This is a genomic window from Nocardioides sp. NPDC047086, assembly GCF_040643685.1.
Lineage (GTDB): Bacteria > Actinomycetota > Actinomycetes > Propionibacteriales > Nocardioidaceae > Nocardioides.
In genome coordinates this window covers 1-4018 of the sequence record NZ_JBEYUV010000083.1, presented here as the reverse complement: position 1 = coordinate 4018, position 4018 = coordinate 1, and the positions used below count along the sequence as shown (strand labels likewise).

The following is a 4018-nucleotide window of genomic DNA, read 5'->3' as shown; positions in this document are numbered from 1 at the left end:
CCGCAACGAGCGCAACCCTCGTCCTATGTTGCCAGCAATTCGGTTGGGGACTCATAGGAGACTGCCGGGGTCAACTCGGAGGAAGGTGGGGATGACGTCAAGTCATCATGCCCCTTATGTCCAGGGCTTCACGCATGCTACAATGGCCGGTACAAAGGGCTGCGATCCCGTGAGGGTGAGCGAATCCCAAAAAGCCGGTCTCAGTTCGGATTGGGGTCTGCAACTCGACCCCATGAAGTCGGAGTCGCTAGTAATCGCAGATCAGCAACGCTGCGGTGAATACGTTCCCGGGCCTTGTACACACCGCCCGTCACGTCACGAAAGTCGGCAACACCCGAAGCCAGTGGCCCAACCCTTGTGGGGGGAGCTGTCGAAGGTGGGGCTGGCGATTGGGACGAAGTCGTAACAAGGTAGCCGTACCGGAAGGTGCGGCTGGATCACCTCCTTTCTAAGGAGTAAGTGGCCATGAATTCATGCAACATTCGGTTGTGTGGTGATGGTGCTACTCGCTAGTGGAATCGTCGATGAACGATCAGTCGGATACTGCTGGTCATCTCAGTACTGCTCACACCTCGGTGTGGGCGTGGAACCTGGTGGCTGGTAGTGATGGTTGGTCTTGACACACTGTTGGGCCCTGAGGAATCACACACGTGATTGTCTCTTGCCCCCTTCGCCTGAAGGAGCTCGGTATGAGCACTGGATGGGGTTGTGCGGGCTGGCCGGTGCCGAGAGGTGCTGGGAGTTGATAGTTGGATAGTGGACGCGAGCATCTTGTTTAATAAGAATGCACACACCTTGTAGGCGCTTTGATCTTTGATCGGGTGTTGGTGTGTGTTGGTCTTCGTAGCGCAGACAAGCTCGGCGACGTGAGTTGTCGTTGTTTGTTGTTTTTGTTGAGTGTTTGTGAGAGATAAGCTATGAAGGGCACATGGTGGATGCCTTGGCATCAAGAGCCGAAGAAGGACGTTGGAGCCTGCGATAAGCCCTGGGGAGTTGGCAACCGAGCGTTGATCCGGGGGTGTCCGAATGGGGAAACCCAGCACGAGTCATGTCGTGTTACCTGCGCCTGAATCTATAGGGCGTGTGGAGGGAACGCGGGGAAGTGAAACATCTCAGTACCCGTAGGAAGAGAAAACAATAGTGATTCCGAGAGTAGTGGCGAGCGAAATCGGATGAGGCCAAACCGGTTACCTGTGATAGACGGCAGTTGTTGGGTAGTCGGGGTTGTGGGATATGTCTTTCATCGTCTGCCGGCGGTGAGCTCAGTAAGAAACCAAGCATGAAGGTGAACCAGTTGGGAAGCTGGGCCGTAGCGGGTGATAGCCCCGTAGTCGTATGTGTTTGGCTGGGTTGATGTACTTCCCAAGTAGGACGGCACTCGTGGAATGTCGTGTGAATCTGGCGGGACCACCCGCTAAGCCTAAATACTTCTTGATGACCGATAGCGGACCAGTACCGTGAGGGAAAGGTGAAAAGTACCCCTGGCGGGGAGTGAAATAGTACCTGAAACCGTGTGCCTACAATCCGTCAGAGCCCGGCCGGCTGTTTACAGCAGTGGGGGTGATGGCGTGCCTTTTGAAGAATGAGCCTGCGAGTTAGCGGTGTGTGGCAAGGTTAACCCGTGTGGGGAAGCCGTAGCGAAAGCGAGTCCTAATAGGGCGATTGAGTCGCGCGCTCTAGACCCGAAGCGAAGTGATCTAGCCATGGGCAGGTTGAAGCGCCGGTAAGACGGCGTGGAGGACCGAACCCACTTCAGTTGAAAATGGAGGGGATGACCTGTGGTTAGGGGTGAAAGGCCAATCAAACTTCGTGATAGCTGGTTCTCCCCGAAATGCATTTAGGTGCAGCGTTGTGTGTTTCTTGCCGGAGGTAGAGCACTGGATAGCCGATGGGCCCGACCAGGTTACTGACGTTAGCCAAACTCCGAATGCCGGTAAGTGAGAGCGCAGCAGTGAGACAGTGGGGGATAAGCTCCATTGTCGAGAGGGAAACAGCCCAGACCATCAGCTAAGGCCCCTAAGCGATAACTAAGTGGAAAAGGATGTGGAGTCGCAGTGACAACCAGGAGGTTGGCTTGGAAGCAGCCACCCTTGAAAGAGTGCGTAATAGCTCACTGGTCAAGTGATTCCGCGCCGACAATGTAGCGGGGCTCAAGTTATCCGCCGAAGCTATGGCACTCCGGTTTTCCGGGGTGGGTAGGGGAGCGTCGTGTATCGAGTGAAGCAGCGGAGTGATCCAGCGGTGGACGGTACGCGAGTGAGAATGCAGGCATGAGTAGCGAATGATGTGTGAGAAACACATCCGCCGATTGATCAAGGGTTCCAGGGTCAAGCTAATCTGCCCTGGGTAAGTCGGGACCTAAGGCGAGGCCGACAGGCGTAGTCGATGGACAACGGGTTGATATTCCCGTACCGGCGAAGTGACGCCCATGATGAGGCGCATGATGCTAACCATCTGAAGCATGCGTGACCGATCCCTTCGGGGTGAGGCGTGTATGTGGAACATGGGACCCGAGTGTGTAGTAGTCAAGTGATGGGGTGACGCAGGAAGGTAGTCGAACCGGCGCGATGGTAGTCGCCGGCCAAGCATGTAGGACTGAGTCTAGGCAAATCCGGGCTCTGTATGTCTGAGATGTGATGGGGAGCCGTTTGGTGAAGTCGATGATCCTATGCTGTCGAGAAAAACCTCTAGCGAGTCATGAGCCGCCCGTACCCCAAACCGACTCAGGTGATCAGGTAGAGAATACCGAGGCGATCGAGCGAACCATGGTTAAGGAACTCGGCAAAATGCCCCCGTAACTTCGGGAGAAGGGGGGCCCGGATCGTGAACCCACTAGCTGGGGGAAGCGTGAAGGGCCGCAGAGACCAGGCCCAAGCGACTGTTTACTAAAAACACAGGTCCGTGCGAAGTTGTAAGACGATGTATACGGACTGACTCCTGCCCGGTGCTGGAAGGTTAAGAGGACGGGTTAGCCTCACGGCGAAGCTCAGAATTTAAGCCCCAGTAAACGGCGGTGGTAACTATAACCATCCTAAGGTAGCGAAATTCCTTGTCGGGTAAGTTCCGACCTGCACGAATGGAGTAACGACTTGGGCGCTGTCTCAACCGTGGACTCGGCGAAATTGCACTACGAGTAAAGATGCTCGTTACGCGCGGCAGGACGGAAAGACCCCGGGACCTTTACTATAGTTTGGTATTGGTGTTTGGTTCGGCTTGTGTAGGATAGGTGGGAGACTGTGAAGCGCACACGCCAGTGTGTGTGGAGTCAACGTTGAAATACCACTCTGGTCGTACTAGATGTCTAACTTCGGACCATGATCTGGTTCAGGGACAGTGCCTGATGGGTAGTTTAACTGGGGCGGTTGCCTCCTAAAATGTAACGGAGGCGCTCAAAGGTTCCCTCAGCCTGGTTGGCAATCAGGTGGCGAGTGTAAGTGCACAAGGGAGCTTGACTGTGAGACAGACATGTCGAGCAGGGACGAAAGTCGGAACTAGTGATCTGGCCACGGCATGTGGAAGCGTGGTCACTCAACGGATAAAAGGTACCCCGGGGATAACAGGCTGATCTTCCCCAAGAGTCCATATCGACGGGATGGTTTGGCACCTCGATGTCGGCTCGTCGCATCCTGGGGCTGGAGTAGGTCCCAAGGGTTGGGCTGTTCGCCCATTAAAGCGGCACGCGAGCTGGGTTTAGAACGTCGTGAGACAGTTCGGTCCCTATCCGCCGCGCGCGTAGGAAACTTGAGAAAGGCTGTCCCTAGTACGAGAGGACCGGGATGGACGAACCTCTGGTGTGCCAGTTGTACCGCCAGGTGCATGGCTGGTTGGCTACGTTCGGAAGTGATAACCGCTGAACGCATCTAAGCGGGAAGCACGTTTCAAGATGAGGTTTCCCACCCTTTATGGGTTAAGGCCCCCTACAGACTATGGGGTTGATAGGCCGGAGGTGTACAGCAGTGATGCCCAGCCGACCGGTACTAATAGGCCGAGGGCTTATCTTTCATAAACCCTCAACAAA

The 4018-nt window shown here is 55.3% G+C and carries 2 rRNA genes; both read left to right on the top strand.

Annotated elements, in window-relative coordinates:
• Positions 1-448 (top strand): 16S ribosomal RNA (locus tag ABZ796_RS27625); the annotation flags it as partial.
• A gap of 460 nt (positions 449-908) precedes the next feature.
• Positions 909-4001 (top strand): 23S ribosomal RNA (locus tag ABZ796_RS27620).
• Positions 4002-4018: the final 17 nt, after the last annotated feature.